Source organism: Brevibacterium spongiae, from assembly GCF_026168515.1.
Taxonomy (GTDB): domain Bacteria; phylum Actinomycetota; class Actinomycetes; order Actinomycetales; family Brevibacteriaceae; genus Brevibacterium; species Brevibacterium spongiae.
Genome location: NZ_CP093443.1, coordinates 2,289,734 through 2,305,510, shown reverse-complemented (window position 1 = coordinate 2,305,510; position 15,777 = coordinate 2,289,734). Strand labels below are relative to the sequence as shown.

12 protein-coding genes are annotated in these 15,777 nt (G+C 66.4%); 7 read left to right on the top strand and 5 right to left on the bottom strand.

Annotation, left to right across the window (positions count from 1 at the left end):
* Positions 1-147: 147 nt before the first annotated feature.
* On the bottom strand, positions 148-1,956 hold the full coding sequence (locus tag L1F31_RS10480) for an AMP-dependent synthetase/ligase (protein ID WP_265417241.1): 1,809 nt from the start codon (positions 1,954-1,956) through the stop codon (positions 148-150).
* 190 nt (positions 1,957-2,146) lie between these two features.
* Between L1F31_RS10480 and leuS the strand changes: the two genes are divergently transcribed.
* Both leuS and nadE read left to right on the top strand, forming a co-directional pair.
* Positions 2,147-5,062, top strand: a complete 2,916-nt coding sequence (gene leuS / locus L1F31_RS10475; protein ID WP_265417240.1) for a leucine--tRNA ligase — start codon at positions 2,147-2,149, stop codon at positions 5,060-5,062.
* Between the two features lie 122 nt (positions 5,063-5,184).
* Complete coding sequence (gene nadE / locus L1F31_RS10470) at positions 5,185-6,018, top strand: NAD(+) synthase (protein ID WP_265417239.1); 834 nt, start codon at positions 5,185-5,187, stop codon at positions 6,016-6,018.
* Positions 6,019-6,153: 135 nt separating this feature from the next.
* Here the strand turns inward: nadE and L1F31_RS10465 are convergent, their stop codons facing one another.
* Entirely contained in the window at positions 6,154-6,870 is a 717-nt protein-coding gene (locus tag L1F31_RS10465; RefSeq protein ID WP_265417238.1) for a hypothetical protein, read from the bottom strand.
* A 97-nt stretch (positions 6,871-6,967) separates the two neighbouring features.
* Here L1F31_RS10465 and L1F31_RS10460 point away from each other — a divergent pair, with 97 nt between their 5' ends.
* The 5 genes from L1F31_RS10460 to holA all read left to right on the top strand — a co-directional run bounded on the left by L1F31_RS10460 (position 6,968) and on the right by holA (position 13,637).
* Positions 6,968-8,275, top strand: coding sequence for a UDP-glucose dehydrogenase family protein (locus tag L1F31_RS10460; protein ID WP_265417237.1), 1,308 nt, complete (start codon positions 6,968-6,970; stop codon positions 8,273-8,275).
* The gene (locus tag L1F31_RS10455; protein WP_265417236.1) at positions 8,272-9,147 is read left to right on the top strand and encodes a DegV family protein; all 876 of its coding nucleotides are present in this window, start codon (positions 8,272-8,274) and stop codon (positions 9,145-9,147) included. Before L1F31_RS10460 ends, L1F31_RS10455 begins: the two co-directional genes overlap by 4 nt.
* Before the next feature lie 151 nt (positions 9,148-9,298).
* Positions 9,299-10,231, top strand: coding sequence for a ComEA family DNA-binding protein (locus L1F31_RS10450; protein ID WP_265417235.1), 933 nt, complete (start codon positions 9,299-9,301; stop codon positions 10,229-10,231).
* A gap of 64 nt (positions 10,232-10,295) precedes the next feature.
* On the top strand, positions 10,296-12,530 hold the full coding sequence (locus tag L1F31_RS10445) for a ComEC/Rec2 family competence protein (RefSeq protein WP_265417234.1): 2,235 nt from the start codon (positions 10,296-10,298) through the stop codon (positions 12,528-12,530).
* A 123-nt stretch (positions 12,531-12,653) separates the two neighbouring features.
* Complete coding sequence (gene holA, locus L1F31_RS10440) at positions 12,654-13,637, top strand: DNA polymerase III subunit delta (protein ID WP_265417233.1); 984 nt, start codon at positions 12,654-12,656, stop codon at positions 13,635-13,637.
* A gap of 134 nt (positions 13,638-13,771) precedes the next feature.
* Here the strand turns inward: holA and rpsT are convergent, their stop codons facing one another.
* From rpsT to L1F31_RS10425, 3 genes are all read right to left on the bottom strand, one after another.
* The gene (gene rpsT / locus L1F31_RS10435) at positions 13,772-14,032 is read right to left on the bottom strand and encodes a 30S ribosomal protein S20 (RefSeq protein ID WP_265417232.1); all 261 of its coding nucleotides are present in this window, start codon (positions 14,030-14,032) and stop codon (positions 13,772-13,774) included.
* Positions 14,033-14,245: 213 nt separating this feature from the next.
* Positions 14,246-14,884: a type II toxin-antitoxin system PemK/MazF family toxin gene (locus L1F31_RS10430; protein WP_265417231.1), complete on the bottom strand. Its 639-nt coding sequence runs from the start codon at positions 14,882-14,884 to the stop codon at positions 14,246-14,248.
* 71 nt (positions 14,885-14,955) lie between these two features.
* Positions 14,956-15,720, bottom strand: coding sequence for an endonuclease/exonuclease/phosphatase family protein (locus tag L1F31_RS10425; RefSeq protein WP_265417230.1), 765 nt, complete (start codon positions 15,718-15,720; stop codon positions 14,956-14,958).
* Positions 15,721-15,777 lie beyond the last annotated feature (57 nt).

The following is a 15,777-nucleotide window of genomic DNA, read 5'->3' as shown; positions in this document are numbered from 1 at the left end:
GCACGGAAACGGCCCGGGCGCGGACTCGCTGTGAGTCCGCGCCCGGGCCGTTCGGTGAGGAGATCCGTGAGCGTGCGGCGGGTTCAGCCCGAACGGATGGGCGAAGCAGCCTGCTCCTGAGCTGGGTCAGCCGGCTCGCGCACTGGATCAGCTCGCGTAGAGGGCGTCGATGTCCTCGGCGAAGTCCTTGTTGACGACGTGGCGTTTGACCGACTGCTTGGCCGAAAGATACCCGTTCTCTTCGCTGAGCTCGATGGGCAGGATCGTGAACTTCTTGATGCCCTCGGCCCGTGAGACCGTCCGGTTCACTGCCTCGACGGCCTTCTCGATCTCGGCCCGAATCGTGTCATCGGCGGCGGCCTCGCGCAGATCCATCTCCGGCAGGCCGTGGTTCTTCAGCCATCCGGGCAGCATCTCAGAATCGAGGAAGACGAGTGCGGACACGAACTTGCGGTTCTCACCGACGACCACCGGCTGGCCGACGAGCGGATGGCGACGGAGCACATCCTCGAGCGGAGCGGGTGCGATGTTCTTCCCGCTGGAGGTGACGATGATCTCCTTCTTGCGGCCGTTGATCGTGAGGTAGCCGTCGTCGTCGATTGAGCCGAGGTCTCCGGTGCCGAACCAGCCGTCATGGAACTCCTTGGCCGTGGCCTCGGGGTTGTTCCAGTATTCGCGGAAGACGGGCACGCCCTTGGCGAGGATCTCACCGTCGGGAGCGATCGCCACTGAGACACCGGGCAGCGGAACGCCGACAGTGCCGATCTTCGAGTTCTCCGGCACATTGACGGTGATCGGCGCCGTGGTCTCGGTGAGGCCGTAGCCTTCGAGCACGATGATGCCGAGTCCGCGGAAGAAATGCCCGAGGTGTGCTCCCAGGGCGCCGCCGCCGGAGACGGCATGAGTGACGTTGTCGCCCATGACCGCGCGCAGCTTCGAATACACGAGCTTGTCGAAGAGCGCGTGCTGCAGCTTCAGGCTCAACGGCACATTGCCGGTGTCCAGTGCCTTCGAATAGGCGACCGCGACCTGCTCGGCACGACGGAAGATCTTCTCCTTGCCGCCGGCCTGTGCGGTGGCCAGGGCAGAATTGAAGACCTTCTCGAAGACGCGGGGCACACCGAGGATGAACGACGGATGGAAGCTGCCCATCGCATCGGTGAGCTTGGTCAGGTCCGACTGGTGAGCCAGCAGGGCGCCGTTGCTGATCGAGAGCACTTCGATGAACCGGGCGAACACGTGAGCCTGCGGCAGGAACAGCAGGCAGCGCATCGAGGTGTCGAGGACGCTGGGGATCTGGTGACGGGCCGCCTGGGCGGTCTGGACGAAGTTCGCGTGGGTGAGCACGCAGCCCTTCGGTTTGCCGGTGGTGCCCGAGGTGTAGATGATCGTGGCCACGGACTCGGAGCCGACCTGGGACCGAGCCGATTCGAGCTGCTCGTCGGTGATGTCCTTCCCCGCCTCGGCGAGGTCGGCGAACGCACCCGCACTCCACACCCGCAGCGCTGGTTCGGGCCGTCCGGCGGCCGCAGCCGCCGCCCTGACTCGGTCGGCGTGCTCAGGTGTGGCGACGAGCCCGCGGGCGACGTCGGCGTCGGTGAGCATCCACGCGAGCTGGTCTTCCGAAGACGTGTCGTAGAACGGGACCGAGATGCCGCCGGCATACCAGACGGCATAGTCGCTGAGGGTCCACTCATATGACGTGGGGCCGAAGATCGCGATCCTGTCGCCGACTCCGACCCCCAGAGCGATGAGCCCCTTCGCTGCGGCACGCACCTCCTCAAGGAATTCGCCTGCCGGCACTTCGATCCAGCTCTCGCCGTCGGGCTTGGCGACGAGAGGGCGCTTCGGATCCTCGGCTACGGTGCGGAGGAAGATGTCGGTCGTCGACGAGACGGTATCGACTTCGAATCCGACGACGGGAGTTGTCGCCTGCGGCATTGTCGTTGGGCTCATGGGTCTCCTTCGAGGACGTAAGTTACTGCCCGGTTATCCTACCGTTCGGTACGTGCACAGTGAAATCGATCACGTTTGCTGTGATAACTCGCCGGTGAACGCTCTGTGAGCAGTCTAACCAAGTCGGATCAAGGGGTGTTCAGAGTACGATGGTCGGAACCCGCTCACGTCTGTCCAGCGAAGGAAGGTAATGACGACGAACCCTGAGGAGACCGGTTTCCGCTATGATGCGGCGCTGGCCGAGAAGATTGAGAAGTCGTGGCAGCGCACATGGGAGGAATCGGGCACATTCCACACCCCGAACCCCACCGGAGACCTCGGCGAGCTCGCCTCCCAGGACACCCCGTCGCCCTACAGCCCACCGGCCGATCTCAGTGAGCGCGAATCCCTCTACATCATGGACATGTTCCCGTACCCCTCCGGTGCGGGACTGCATGTCGGCCACCCGCTGGGCTACCTCGGCACCGATGTCTACGGCCGCTACCAGCGGATGCGCGGGCACAACGTCATGCACGCCCTGTCCTATGACGCCTTCGGCCTGCCCGCCGACCTCTACGCAGTGCAGACCGGTCAGCACCCGCGCATCACCACCGATGCGAACATCGCGAACATGACCGAACAGCTGCGCCGCCTGGGCCTGGCTCACGACGTGCGGCGCCGGTTCGCCACCACAGATGACGGGTTCGTCAGGTGGACGCAGTGGATCTTCCTGCAGATCTTCAACTCGTGGTACGACCCCGAGGCGACCACGCCCGACGGTGAAGCGAAGGGAGCGGCCCGCCCGATCGCCACACTCATCGAACAGTTCGCCTCCGGGACTCGGGCGACCCCGGACGGTCGCGCCTGGTCCGAACTCGGCCACGCCGAACGCGAAGACGTGCTGCAGGGCTACCGCCTGGCCTATGTCTCCGAATCGCCGGTCAACTGGTGCCCGGGACTGGGCACAGTGCTGGCCAATGAGGAAGTCACGGCCGAAGGGCTGTCCGAACGCGGCAACTACCCGGTGTTCACCCGCCGGCTGCGCCAGTGGAACATGCGCATCACCGCGTACGCCGACCGCCTCATCGACGATCTGGACGGCCTCGACTGGCCGAATGCGATCCACGCGATGCAGGTGAACTGGATCGGCCGCTCGAAGGGCGCGCTGCTGCGTCTGCCCGTCGTCGGAGCAGAAGACCGGGAGATCGAGGTCTACACGACCCGTCCGGACACCCTGTTCGGCGCCACCTACCTCGTGCTCAGCCCCGAACATCCGCAGGTTGCCGAGCTCACCGCCGCGGCCTGGGACACATCCACGCCCGAATCCTGGCGAGGCGGTCAGCCCACCCCCGCCGAGGCGATCGCCGCCTACCAGCGCGCCGCCGCGGCCAAGACCGATGCCGACCGGCAGCAGAGCCGGGAGAAGACCGGCATCTTCACCGGCTCGTACGCACTCAACCCGGCCACGGGCGACCAGGTTCCCGTCTTCATCGCCGACTACGTCCTCATGGGCTACGGCACCGGGGCGATCATGGCAGTGCCCGCCGAAGACGCTCGCGACTGGGACTTCGCGAAGACCTTCGACCTGCCCTATATCCGCACCGTGCAGCCTCCGGCCGACCACGATGAGGACACCCCGTACACCGGGCCCGGAGTGATGGTGAATTCGGCGAACGCCGAACTCGACATCAACGGGCTCGACATCGATGCTGCCAAGGCCGCGGTGACGCAGTGGCTGGCCGGCAAGGGCCTGGCCACCGAATCCACGCAGTATCGTCTGCGGGACTGGCTGTTCTCCCGGCAGCGCTACTGGGGCGAACCGTTCCCCATCGTCTACGACCAGAACGGCACCCCCATCGCCCTGCCCGATGAGATGCTGCCGGTGGGCCTGCCCGAGGTCGACGACTTCGCGCCGCGCACCTATGCCCCCGACGACGCCGACAGCCGTCCCGAACCGGCGCTGAGCCGCAACCAGGAGTGGGCCGAAGTCGTTCTCGACCTCGGCGACGGTCCGAAGACCTACCACCGTGAGACGAACACGATGCCCAACTGGGCCGGATCGTCGTGGTACCAGCTGCGCTACGCCGACCCGCACAATGACGAGCGCCTCGTCGACCCGGTCAACGAAAAGTACTGGTTGGGACCGCGGGCGTCGAAGCCGCGCGGCGGTGCCGACCTCTACGTCGGCGGGCAGGAGCATGCCGTGCTCCATCTGCTCTACGCCCGGTTCTGGCACAAGATCCTCTTCGACCTCGGGCACATCTCCTCCTCTGAGCCCTTCCACCGCCTGGTCAACCAGGGATACATCCAGGCCTATGCCTATACGGATTCCCGCGGTGTCTATGTTCCCGCCGCCGAGGTGGAGGAGAAGACCGAAAGCAACGGCGAGCTGACGTTCTGGTACAACGGCGAGCAGGTCAACCGCGAATACGGGAAGATCGGCAAGTCGCTGAAGAACTCGGTGATGCCCGACGAGATGTACGACGCCTACGGTGCCGACACCTTCCGCGTGTACGAGATGTCGATGGGACCGCTCGAACAGGACCGCCCGTGGGAGACCCGAGCCGTCGTCGGCGCCCACCGCTTCCTGCAGCGGGTGTGGCGACTCTTCGTCGACGAGACCACCGGCGAATCGGTGATCGAAGACGGCAGTGCCGACGCCGAATCGCTCAAGGTCCTCCACCAGGTCATCGACGGCGTCCGTGACGACATGGATCATCTGCGGTTCAACACTGCGATCTCCAAACTCATCGTGCTCACCAACCATGCGACCAAGCAGGGTGTGGCGAGCCGGGAGCTGCTGGAGCCGCTGACGATCATGCTCGCGCCCTTCGCCCCGCACATGGCCGAAGAGCTGTGGAAGCGCCTCGGCCACGATTCGACGGTCACCTATGCCTCCTTCCCCGAGGCGGACCCGGCCCACCTCGTCGACGACACCGTCACCTGCGTGGTGCAGGTCAAGGGCAAGGTGCGTGCTCGTCTCGAGGTCGCCCCGGACATCTCCGCCGACGACCTGGAGAAGCTGGCACTCGAATCTCCGAATGCCGTGAAGGCGCTCGGCGGTGCGGGAGTGCGCAAGGTCATCGTGCGCGCTCCGAAGCTGGTCAACATCGTTCCCGACGCCTGAGGACCCGTCCTCGGCGCCTGTGGCCGGCGGACACATCGCTGTAACACAGGATCTGGGACACTGCATGAGTACCCGGGGTGATGCACGACGAATCGCCCCTCCGACGACGACTGGTGAGAGCATTGACGAACGAGAGAGCTCAGGACGAGATCAGGCACGCCCTCGGCGTGCGACCGCAGATCGACCCGGCGACGGAGATCGCGCGGAGGGTCGAGTTCCTCGTCGACTACGTCCTGACCACGGGTGCCAGGGGCCTCGTGCTGGGCATCAGCGGCGGCCAGGACTCGACCCTGGCCGGTCGGCTGTGCCAATTGGCCGTGGAAGGTCTGCGTCGCCGCGGTGCCGAAGCGGAATTCTGGGCAGTGCGACTGCCGAACCATGTGCAGGCCGATGAGCAGGACGCGCAGGATGCGCTGTCCTTCATCGGTGCCGACCATGAGGTCGTCATCAACATCGGCGCCGCCACAGACGCGGCCGCCGACGAGTACGAGAAGGCAACCGGAACACCGATCACCGATTTCGGCAAGGGCAATGTCAAGGCCCGGATGCGGATGATCGCCCAGTTCGAGCTGGCGGGGGAGAAGCGGGCCCTCGTCGTCGGCACCGATCACGCCGCAGAGGCGGTCACCGGCTTCTTCACGAAGTTCGGTGACGGGGCTGCCGACGTCGTCCCCCTGGCAGGTCTGAACAAACGGCAGGGACGAGCGCTGCTGGCTCACCTCGGTGCTCCCGACCACCTCATCGTCAAGGTTCCGACAGCCGATCTGCTCGATGACGAACCCGGGCAGACCGACGAATCATCGCTGGGACTCAGCTATGAGCAGATCGACGATTTCCTCGAAGGCAGGGAGATCGAACCCGCGGCCGCCTCGGCGCTCATCGAGAAGTACCGCAGGTCCGAACACAAGCGACGGACTCCGGTGGCTCCGACGGACACCTGGTGGATTCGGCACTGAGCTGATTCGGCACCGAAGAGGTGCATGAATGACGGACCGCCCCTGACGATCATGTCAGCGGCGGTCCGTCGTCTCCGGCCTGGGGAAGCCGGGACAGCTGTGCTGTGCGGCCGCAGCGGCTGGGCGAATTCGGCCTCAGTCGTTGAACGGCGGGGCCCCGGAGACGAGTCCGAGTTCGAGCGCTGTCTGGTTGAACTCCCAACGCGAGGAGACGAAATCGTCGCTGAGGCGTTCGCCGCGGCTGCGGGCCTCAGTGTATTCGCGCCAACCGTCCTTCCTGGCGTCACCGGGACGGATCTCGCGAATCGTCGAATCTTCGCCCGACACCTGCGTCTCGTCCTTGACCCAGAGCGACAGGCCCTCGGCGGCCCGGTAGAGATTCATGAACGCCGTGTGCGAACGCGGATTGGCGAAGCTGGCCTTCTTGAACTCCTCGCAGAACGTGTAGAGGGGTTCGAGCTCGTCGGTGGCCAGGGTGCCGAAAGTGGCATCGAGACGCAGAGATTGGACGAGCCCTCCGGAGTCCGGGATGAGTTCGAGGATCCGCCGGGCGCGTCGCTCATCGGGCAACAGTTCGACAGTGTCATCGACCGGGGTCAGTCCGGGAGTGTCCATCCGCCCGCGCTCGACACTGAGCTGCTGGCGCAGCGCGTCGATCTGGCGCTGCGACCGACGCCATTCGCCATGGAAGAGCAGCAGTGCGACGATCACGCCGAGACACAGCACGAGACCGATGATCCATGCCGCAGAATGCAGTCCGGGGATGGCGAAGGCCACGACGCCGAGCACGGTGAGCACCGCAAACGTCACGGCCGCCGGTGAGTTGGTGAGGAAATCGAGGAAACGCTTCACGTTTCCAAGCCTACTGTTTCAACCTCCACATATCGTGCAACCGGGTGGCATATAGTGTGGTGCGAAAACGCATGCCTATTCGCAGGGAGAACTCGGTTTGAAGATTTCAGTCATCGGTTGCGGATATCTCGGCGCGGTGCATGCGGCGGCCATGGCCTCATTGGGTCACGAGGTCACCGGTGTCGACGTCGACGAAGCCAAGGTGGAGGCGCTGACCGCCGGGCGACCGCCCTTCTACGAACCGGGGCTGAGTGAACTCCTCGTGAAGGCACAGGAGAAGGGCAAGCTCGAATTCACCACCGACATCTCCCGCGCCGCGGATGCGCGCGTGCATTTCGTGTGCGTCGGGACTCCGCAGAAGCCCGGCGAATTCGCAGCCGATGTCACCTACGTCGATGCGGCCGTCGAATCCCTGCATGAACATCTGACTCCGACGTCGATCGTTGTGGGCAAGTCGACGGTTCCGGTCGGCACAGCCGAGCGGTTGGCCGGACTCATCGCCGACACGGGCGCTGCGATGATGTGGAACCCCGAGTTCCTCCGCGAAGGCCACGCCGTCGAAGACACACTGCACCCGAACCGTCTGGTCTACGGTGTGGCCACCGGGCCCGAGGGGCAGGACGCGGCGGCGGCACTTGACGAGGTGTATGCGTCGATTCTCGCCGAGGACACCCCGCGGATGATCACCGACTTCGCGACCGCCGAACTCGTCAAGACCGCTGCGAACTCGTTCCTGGCCACGAAGATCTCATTCATCAACGCCATGGCCGAACTCTGCGAGGCCTCCGGCGCCGACGTCACCCAGCTCGCCGATGCGATCGGCATGGACGACCGGATCGGACGGAAGTTCCTCAACGCCGGCCTCGGCTTCGGCGGCGGCTGCCTGCCGAAGGACATCCGCGCGTTCATGGCCCGTGCCGGTGAGCTCGGAGCCGACCAGGCGGTGGCGTTCCTCAAGGAGATCGACTCGATCAACATGCGTCGCCGCGTGCGGATGGTCGACATCGCCCGCGACGCCCTCGGCGGATCCTTCATCGGCAAGAAGATCACGATCCTCGGCGCCGCATTCAAACCCGACAGCGACGACGTCCGCGACTCGCCGGCACTTGCCGTGGCCAGACTCATCGCCACCCAGGGCGGGGTCGTCACCGTCACCGACCCGCAGGCGATCGACAATGCCGCGAAGTCGTTCCCCGAACTCAACTACGTCACCGACACCACTGAGGCTCTGACCGGGGCCGATGCGGTGCTGCTCCTGACCGAATGGCGCGAATACCGCGACCTCGACCCGGTCGCCACCGGGCAGCTGGTCAACGGGCAGGTCCTCGTCGACGGCCGCAACGTGCTCACACCGGGACAGTGGCGCGAGGCCGGCTGGACATACCGCGCCCTGGGTCGTCCATGAAGATCGGGCTGGTCACCGACTCCACAGCGCAGCTCTCGTCTGCCGAAGTCGACAGGCTCGAGCAGCTCACCGGGGGACTCTTCGCAGCGGTCCCGCTGACAGTGCTCGTCGGCGGCGTCGCCTTCGCCGATGGTGAGATCTCTGCCGGCCAGCTGTGCGAGAAGATGACCGCCGGTGACGACGTCTCGACCTCGATGGCCACCCCCACCCAATTCGCCGAGGCCTACTCCACCCTGCGCAGCCGAGGAGCCGAAGCCATCATCGTCATCACCATGTCCGGTGACCTCTCCGGCACCCGGGACTCCGCGGTGAATGCTGCCGAATCCGAAGACATCCTCATCGACGTCGTCGACTCACGCTCCACCTCGGCGGGCCAGGCAGGCGCCGTGGAGGTGGCCGTGGCCGGCATCCGGCAGGGACTCGACGTCGAATCGATCGCCGGCACCGTCGCCGACTGGTGCGCGAGCGAGACCCGCACGGTATTCGTCCCAGGAAGCCTCGAACACCTGCGCCGAGGCGGTCGCATCGGGGCCGCCGCATCGCTGCTCGGCAGAGCCCTGCAGATCGTTCCCGTGCTCGGCCTCAACGCGGGAGTCGTCGTGCCCCTGGCCAGGGTGCGCACCCGAGCGAAGGCGCTCGACAAGATCGTCGCACTGAGCACCGCCGCCGCCGAGGAGCTGTCCGAGCACGGGCCGAAGGTGGCAGTGGAGATTCAACAGGCCGAAGGCGAGATCGACGACGCCGATGTCGTGAGCCTGACCGAACGCCTGAGCGAACTCGGCGTCGACACTCGATTCCGAACCCTGTCGACGATCATCACCGCACATGTCGGGCCCGGCACGATCGGTGTGAGCGTCCAGACGACACCCTGAGACCGGCCACGTCGACACCGGCCACTTCGGCACCGCCGGCTGGGGATCGGTTTGCGACTCTGACACCAGGAGCCTGTGGACCCAGCAAAGCCGTCCACAGGCACCTTCGCCGAGCTCGCACCGCGAGGGCAGGCGTCCCTAGCCTCGGACCATGGCTGTGTCTCCGGATGATCGCTTCGCCGGGCTCCTCAACGCCAGCGCCGAGCGCGGCGGGTGGGTGCCCGGCGACGTCTTCACCGCTGACACTGCCGGCGAAGAGGAACCTGTCGCACCGCGCCGGGTGCGACTGCCGATCCTCGTGGCCGTCGCCCTCGCCACGGTCGGAGTGCTGATCCTCGCCTTCTTCCTCTTCCGTCCTGCCGACCAGCACGCAGCGACAGAGACCGGCGGGAATTCCAGCGGGAATGCCGGCGGGCAGGATGATGGCCGGGCCGCAGATGAGTCGGCCGGGTCCTCGTCCGCGCCTGACGACGGTCAGCCGGAGAAGGAGGGGACGAACGACGCACAGGAGGGAGCCGCCTCGGCGAAGGCTGACGGAAAGGTCATCGTCCATGTCACGGGAGCGGTGAAGACACCATCGGTGGTCACGCTCAAGGCCGGAGCCAGGGTGCAGGACGCCGTCGAGGCCGCCGGAGGACTGGACGCCGGGGCCGACGCCGAATCGGTGAACCTCGCACGGGTGCTCGGCGACGGCGAGCAGATCCACATTCCCACTGTCGGTGAAGCACCTGCCGCAGCCGCGGCAGACGAGGGCGGTGCAGGTGGTGGGCCGGGCTCCGACACAGGCGGCGCAGCGGGTCCCGATCCGGCAGCGAGCTCCGATCCGGGAGTCGCGGCGAACGGAGCCGGCGGTGCAGGGCCGGAGGGAGCCGGCGACGCTCCGGGCGCCGGCGGGAAGGTCGACCTCAACTCCGCCGATCTCACCGCTCTGCAGACCCTGCCCGGGGTCGGTCCGGTCACTGCCGAGGCCATCGTCAGCCACCGGCAGGCCCAACCGTTCGGCAGCGTAGAGGATCTGCTGCTCGTCAAAGGCATCGGACCGAAGACCTTCGAAAGCCTCAAAGACCTTGTCACCGTCGGCTGAACACGCCGCCCGCCGACCCCGCGTGCCGGAGGCGGCGGGCCGGGCGGTTCGGTCTGCGCGGTCGATGGCGTCGGAACTGCTGGACCGGGCACGAACCGCAGCTTCGCTGTGGCCGGGATCGGTCCGACTCCTGTGCTGCGCAGCCGGACTGTGGTCAACCGCGCTGCTCGCCCCTGGACCGTGGGCACTGATCCTCACGCCGCTGGCCGGTCTCCTCGGATTCGTGCTCCTGCGCCGGCACCACCACCTCGGTGTGGGTCTCATCGTCTTCGCCTGCCTGTTGACCATCCAGGTCACTGCCCTCGCCGGCTCACGCGGACCGGACGAGGACACGGAGACGACTGGGATCGTCGTCGGGCACAGCGACCCCGGCAGCACCGGGTGGACACGGCTGACCCTGCTCGGTGCCACCGGATTCTCTTCGGTGCTCAGTCCCGAAGTCGCCTCCGACGGGGCCACGGTGCGGATGCGCACACACCCCCTCGACGACATCCGATCGACCGACACCGCGCCTGAGATGATCGCCGAACCGAATGGGGCGTGGCGGTGGCGTGAGCACCTGCGCACCGAGCTGCGCGCACACTCCCTGGCCGCCGGCAACGAGGGCGGACGCCTGCTGCCGGGACTCGTCGTCGGTGACACCGACCCGCAGGATGACCGCATGCTCGCCGACATGCGCGTCGTCTCACTCACCCACATCTCAGCCGTCTCAGGCAGCAACGTCACGATCGTCAGCCTCGGGGCGGGCCTCCTCGCGGGAGCCTGCCGGGCAGGGCCCAGGCTGCGGGTGAGCATCGGGGTGGCCACCTGCCTCGGGTACGTCTTCATCGTCGGCTTCGAGCCCAGCGCGATCCGCGCCGCCGGCATGGCGATCGCCGCCGCACTCGTGTTCCTGCGCGGCGGCGGCATCTCACCGGTGGCGGTGATGTGTTCGACGGCGAGCCTGCTCCTGGCCTTCGTCCCGGTCCTGGCCACCTCGGTGGGGTTCGTCCTGTCCGTGGTGTCCACGGCCGCGATCATGTTCGTCGTCCCGGTCCTGCTGCGCCGACTCTCCGTGCACTTCCCGCTGCTGCCGAGCGTGCTCATCACCGCGCTGGTCGTCCCTTTCGTCGCCCAACTGGCCTGCACTCCGGTGCTCGTGGCCATCGACCCGCGCATCGGGGTCTGGTCCGTGGCCGCCAATGCCCTGGCCGCGCCTGCCGTGCTGCCGGCAACCGTGGCGGGCTTTCTCAGCCTCGTGAGCTCGGGAATCGGTTCGACAGGAATGCCCGGCGCGGACTTCTTCTCAACCCTTCTCGCGTGGCTGGGATCGCTGCCGGCCTGGTGGATCGTGCACGTCGCCCGGTTCTGCGCGAGCCTGCCCGGAGCTGCCCTCGACTGGCCGGTCCCACCCTGGGGAACCGTGCTGGCACTGGGCCTGCTCGTCATCGCCGTGGTCGGAGTCGGACTGCTCGTCCGGCGTCGTCTGTGGGGTCTGCCCGTTCTCGTCCTGTGCGTCATCCTCACCGCCGCAGTCATCGTCAGCGTGCGCACGAAACCACCCGCGGCTGACTGGCTTGTCCTCGTCTGTGATGTCGGGCAGGGTTCCGGTGCGGTCATCAACCTCGGTGACGGGCGGGGGCTCGTCGTCGACACCGGCAAGGAACCCGGCCCCATCGACACCTGCCTCGACGAATCCGGGATCGACGAATTCGACCTGCTCATCTCCCACTTCGACGCCGACCATTTCGCCGGGTTCGCGGGCACCACCTGGGGGCGGCAGATCGACCGGCTCTTCGTATCTGGCAATGTCGCGGACTCGGCTGAGGCGAGACAAGTGATCACCGAGACCGGCGCCGAGGTGGTGCCCGCCCAGCGCGGACAGACGCTGAGGGTCGGTTCAGCCGCGGTGCAGGTGCTGTGGCCGCCGCTGCGGGAGACGCCTGCGGGGGAGGACGAGGAGCTGCGCAATGAGGACTCGCTGGTCGTGCGCATCGATCAGCAGGGACTGAGCACCCTGCTGCCGGGAGACGTCGGCGCCGAGGAGCAGTATGTGCTGGCCCAGAGCATCCGCCCCGTCGACGTGCTCATCGCTCCGCATCACGGGTCATCCGATCTCGCAGCCGAGTTCTTCGCCGCGGCCGACCCCCAGCTGGGCGTGCTGTCGGTGGGGGAGAACAGCTACGGGCACCCCACCCGGAAGTCGGTGCGCGCCTTCGGTCCCGTGCCGGTGCTGCGCACCGACCGCTGCGGTTCGGTCGCCCTCTACGCCGAGGGACACTTCAGCACGGGCCGTGACTGTCCGGGAAGCAGCGGATGAGCTGGTTCGCAGCGTGCGGTTCGCGTCCGTTGGCCGCGTGCGGTGCGCACTCTCCGTGCCGTCCGGTCCCGCTGCGTTCCCGTCGTGCTCTTCGCGTCCGTTCGCCGCGATAGGCTGGGTGCCATGGCAGTGAAGAAGACCCTGGTCCCGTGGAGTTCGGCGAAACCGGCACCCGTCGTCATGATCTCCGGCAGCGAGTCGGTGCTCGTGCGCATGGCCAAGGACCGCATCGTCTCGGCAACCCGGAAGAAGGATCCCGAGGAGATCGAATTCGACGCCGCCGGTTACCAGGCAGGTGAGCTGGCCATGGCGGCTTCACCGTCCCTGTTCTCCTCCGCGAAGCTCATCATCGTCGACGCCGTCGAGAAGTGCTCGGAGGATTTCCTCAACGACGCTCTGGCCTACCTCGACGAACCCAATGACGATGCCGTCGTGCTGCTTCTGCACGGTGGCGGCAATCGGGGTGCGAAACTCGTGAAGAAGCTCGACGCCGCCGGATTCCCCCGCGTCGACGCGGCGGTGCTGAAGAATGAGAGCGACCGGGCGAAGTTCGCCCAAAGCCGATTCAAGGCCGCGAAGCGTCGGATCGACGAGGCAGGAATGGCCGCACTCATGTCGGCGCTGGGCTCGGATCTGGCCGAACTCAACGCCGGAGTCGACCAGCTCATCGAAGACACCGAAGGCACCATCACCGCCGAGATCGTCGACCAGTACTACGGCGGACGCGTCGAAGCGACCGGGTTCAAAGTCGCCGATGCTGCAGTGTCCGGAGATGCGAAGAACGCTCTCAGCCTCCTCCGTCATGCCCTGTCGACAGGATCCGATCCGGTTCCGCTCGTGGCCGCGGTGGCGATGAAGCTGCGCGGAATGGCGAAAGTGCAGGGATTCTCCGGCACCAGCGGCGAACTCGCCTCGGAGCTGAAGATGGCACCGTGGCAGGTCGATCGGGCCAGACGCGAAGTGCGGCGCTGGAACGAAGTGGCTCTCGGCCAGTCACTCATCGCCGCCGCCGAAGCCGATGAGGCAGTCAAGGGCGGAGGCCGCGACCCGGTGTACGCCGTCGAATGGTTCGTCTCCGAAGTCAGCCGCCTCGCCCGCGTCCGATAACTACTACCTGACGGGCCCCCAGCACCCTGGCGCCAGGGTGCTGGGGGCCCGTCAGGTAGCAATAGGGGTGAATTGTTACGGGGCCCGATCCGTGATGGATCGGGCCCCGTGGAGCTGTAGCCTCAGTCGTCGGCTCAGAGAGCGTTGATCTGCGTGGCCAGGCGCGACTTGCGGTTCGCAGCGTTGTTCTTGTGCAGAACACCCTTCGAAACAGCCTTGTCGAGCTTGCGGGCGGCGACAGCATAAGCCTGCTGTGCTTCGTCCTTGTTGCCGGCAGCAATGTTCTCGCGAACGACGCGGACGTAGGACCGAACCTCGGACCGGACTGCCTTGTTGCGCAGGCGAGCCTTCTCGTTGGTCTTGTTCCGCTTGATCTGTGACTTGATATTAGCCAATTTCAACACTCTTTCGTGTTAGTGATACATGGTCGTGAGGGCTCATCCGATCGACATTCTCATCTCCGCGGGGAAACACATCGATGACATCGAATCGAATGGCATCTTCACCCGACCTCGGCGAGACACACGCCATGATGAAGACACAGGAACCAATCCTACAGCCTGGACTCCACGGTTCGAAATCCCCGAGGCGGCCCGACCGGAGACTGTTCAGCCGGCGATGCTGTCTGCCACGCGGTCGAAGACATCGCGGGGCATGATCGCTCCCTCGCGACGAATAGAATCGGGGTCGAGTCGGATGACGCGGTCGAGCCGGATCTCCGACGGGCGGCCCTGCGAATCCCAGTCCCCGGAGCCGATATTCATCCAGCGGGCGTGCCGATCCTCACGGACCTCGCCGAGTCCTCCCGGGATGTGGTCCTTGCTCGTGAGCATGAGCGCGAGCACCCACCTCCCGTCGCGGCCGACGACCAGGGACGGGCGATCCTTGCCCTGGGAATGGTCCTCCTCGAAGGGAACCCAGCCCCAGACGACCTCGCCGGGATCGGCGTCGCCGTCGAGGTCGGGGGAGTAGCTGACCGTGAGCGGGCCCGTGTAGTCGCCCGGGTACGCACCGGCAGCACCGCCCGATCGTCCGCCGGGCCGCTGGGACGGACTCGCCGAGGTGGCCCTCGCGTCGGATCCGCGCGATCCGGAATCCGGCCGGCGGGCATCGGGTCGACCGGTGTCCGGACGATCGCCCCGGGGTTCGGGTCCGGAGTTCTTCTTCGACTGCGATTGCCGCAGGTAGCGCAGGCCCTCGCGGACCCCGATCCGAGCGGCCCTGTTGACGAGTGTTTTCCAGTTCATGCCCACAGCCTAATGGAGCAGCGTGAACGGACTCCGTGTCCGAGCTGTTCCAGCCGCGTCACGAGGATCTGTCAGGAGAACTGCAGGACCGCCTCGACGGGAAAATGATCGGACGGGTACTTCCCGTCGACGGCGAAGGTGTCGATGCGCGTGGAGACCGTGTTCAGCCCAGCCGTGGTCAGTATCCAATCGATGCGGGGGTCTCCGGCTTTCGGACCCTTGTACCGGTGGAAGGTGCCGATGTCCTCACCGGGCACCTCGGCGGCCGTATCGGTGAGACCGAGTTCGGTGCAGAAATAGTCGTAGACGGGGGAGCCGGTGGCGACGTTGAAGTCGCCGGTGACCACGGATGGGTGGGCCGCCTCGGCGATGGACTCGGCCATGATCCGACCCGATTCGAGCCGGGCACGTTCGGATTTGTGATCGAGGTGGGTGTTGAGCACGCGCAGGCTGCGTCCCGTCTCCAGGTCACGGACGTCGACAGTGGTCAGCGTCCGGGCGTGGGAGACGCCCCACGATTCGGAACCGACCGTCTCGGGCTGTTCGGAGAGCCAGGAGATGTCGACGGCATCGATGTCGAAGCGAGCAGAATCGACGATCACGGCGGTGAACTCGCCGGCATTGCCGCCGGAGTGCCCTTCGCCGAGCCAGATGTATTCCTCGGGCAGCAGGCCGATGAGTGTCTCGAGCTGATCGAGTTCACCCTCCTGGGTGCCGACGATGTGGGGATGTGCGCGTTCGATGAGCTCCGCGGCGATCGGCAGACGCTCAGCCACCGGATGGCCGTCCATCGCGGGGTAGCGGAGGTTGAAGCTCATGACTGTGAAATCGCTCATGCGTCCATCTTCGCCGATCGCGGTCCGAAATCGCGGCTTCGGCACGGATTCCGAGTC

Excerpts from the sequence above, each read along its gene's own strand:
- L1F31_RS10455 (WP_265417236.1), top strand. The coding sequence starts at position 8,272 with ATGAAGATCGGGCTGGTCACCGACTCCACAGCGCAGCTCTCGTCTGCC.
- L1F31_RS10450 (WP_265417235.1), top strand. The coding sequence starts at position 9,299 with ATGGCTGTGTCTCCGGATGATCGCTTCGCCGGGCTCCTCAACGCCAGC.
- holA (WP_265417233.1), top strand. The coding sequence starts at position 12,654 with ATGGCAGTGAAGAAGACCCTGGTCCCGTGGAGTTCGGCGAAACCGGCA.
- L1F31_RS10445 (WP_265417234.1), top strand. The coding sequence starts at position 10,296 with ATGGCGTCGGAACTGCTGGACCGGGCACGAACCGCAGCTTCGCTGTGG.
- L1F31_RS10480 (WP_265417241.1), bottom strand. The coding sequence starts at position 1,956 with ATGAGCCCAACGACAATGCCGCAGGCGACAACTCCCGTCGTCGGATTC.
- leuS (WP_265417240.1), top strand. The coding sequence starts at position 2,147 with ATGACGACGAACCCTGAGGAGACCGGTTTCCGCTATGATGCGGCGCTG.
- L1F31_RS10425 (WP_265417230.1), bottom strand. The coding sequence starts at position 15,720 with ATGAGCGATTTCACAGTCATGAGCTTCAACCTCCGCTACCCCGCGATG.
- L1F31_RS10430 (WP_265417231.1), bottom strand. The coding sequence starts at position 14,884 with ATGAACTGGAAAACACTCGTCAACAGGGCCGCTCGGATCGGGGTCCGC.